General features: G+C 69.9%; 1 protein-coding gene. It reads right to left on the bottom strand.

Annotated features, from left to right (window positions below):
• Positions 1 to 114: 114 nt before the first annotated feature.
• The gene (locus tag ACIRC0_RS39690; RefSeq protein WP_403627019.1) at positions 115 to 1380 is read right to left on the bottom strand and encodes an IS701 family transposase; all 1266 of its coding nucleotides are present in this window, start codon (positions 1378 to 1380) and stop codon (positions 115 to 117) included.
• Positions 1381 to 1445: the final 65 nt, after the last annotated feature.

Genomic DNA, 1445 nt, shown 5'->3' with positions numbered 1-1445 from the left:
TAGTAGGGCTTGGTCAGGTTCGTATGGGTGTGGGTATGTCGCGGTGGCAGGTGGGGCAGGCGCCGGTCCAGGTGGCGAGGAGTGTCTGCAGTTCGCGAACGGCCTGGTAGAGGCTCAGTCCTGCGTCGCGTCTTTTGGGTCTCGTGCCAGTCGTTGCAGCGTGCAGAAGGCGTGGGCGGCGGACACGAGGGTGACGTGGTGGTGCCAGCCGGTCCAGGTGCGGCCCTCGAAGTGGGCCAGTCCCAGGGCCTGTTTCATCTCCCGGTAGTCGTGCTCGATGCGCCAGCGCAGCTTCGCCAGCCGCACCAAAGTGGCTAGGGGCATCCCGGAGGGCAGGCTGGACAGCCAGAACTGCACCGGCTCGCTCTCGCCGGCCGGCCACTCGGCCAGCAGCCAGCGCACGGGCAGTTCCGGATCGTCGGCGGGTCGGCGGATGCCGCGTCCGGCGGGACGGACCCTGAGGGCGACGAACCGCGAGTACATGCGCTTGAAGCCACTTCGGCCCTTGCCCGGCCGGGATCCCTCCCGCCAGGACACCGGCCGCGCGGCCGTCCGGCCGGCCGCGATGACCAGGTCTTTCACGGTCTGCGGCGGGTCGGGGTACTGCACTTTGGGCGGTCGGCCGGTGCCCGCATAGGCGGGCAGGACGGGCCGAGCGTCTGCAGGCTGAGCGGTGTGGCGGCCGGAGATTCCGACCGCGTAGGGCAGGCTGCGCTCCTCCAGGCCGCTGCGGAAGGCGGCGGCATCGCCATAGCCGGCGTCCGCGACGACCAGGGGGACGTCGACGCCCCACGACCGTGCTTCGTCGATCATGTCCAGGGCCAACTGCCACTTCTCCACGTGTCCTATCTGGGCAGGGATGCCGCAGCGGCTGCGGCGGGCGACCTTGGCCGGATCGCTCTCGGGCGAAGCCGGGTCCCAGCCGGCCGGCACGAACAGCCGCCAGTCGATCGCGGCTGAGGCACGGTCGTGGGCCAGGTGGAGGGAGACGCCCACCTGGCAGTTGGTGACCTTGCCCGCGGTGCCGGTGTACTGCCTCGACACGCACGCCGAGGCGTCCCCGTCCTTGAGGAAGCCGGTGTCGTCGACGATCAGTGCCTCCGGCCGGATCGCGTCCTGCATCTTCCAGGCCAGACGGGCCCGCACGTGCGCCGGATCCCATGGGCTGGACGTGATGAAGTGGGCCAGTGCCTGCCGGTTGCCGTCCTTGCCCAGCCGGGCGGCCATCGGTTCCACCGACTTGCGCCGCCCGTCCAGCAAAAGCCCCCGCACGTACGCTTGTCCCCACCGCCGCTGGTCAGCACGGAAGAACCCCTCGAGCAGTTCCGCCGTGAACGCCTCGAGATCCTCCCGGACCGTGGCCATCTCATCAGGTGTCACACCACCACAACGACGCCAGCCGGCAAGCAGACACGCCACCCACAGACAAACCTGACCAAGCCCTA

The organism is Streptomyces sp. NPDC093984 (assembly GCF_044764595.1).
GTDB classification, from domain to species: domain Bacteria; phylum Actinomycetota; class Actinomycetes; order Streptomycetales; family Streptomycetaceae; genus Streptomyces; species Streptomyces cynarae.
The sequence above is the reverse complement of the archived record's forward strand: the minus strand, read 5'-3'. Positions and strand labels throughout refer to the sequence as shown.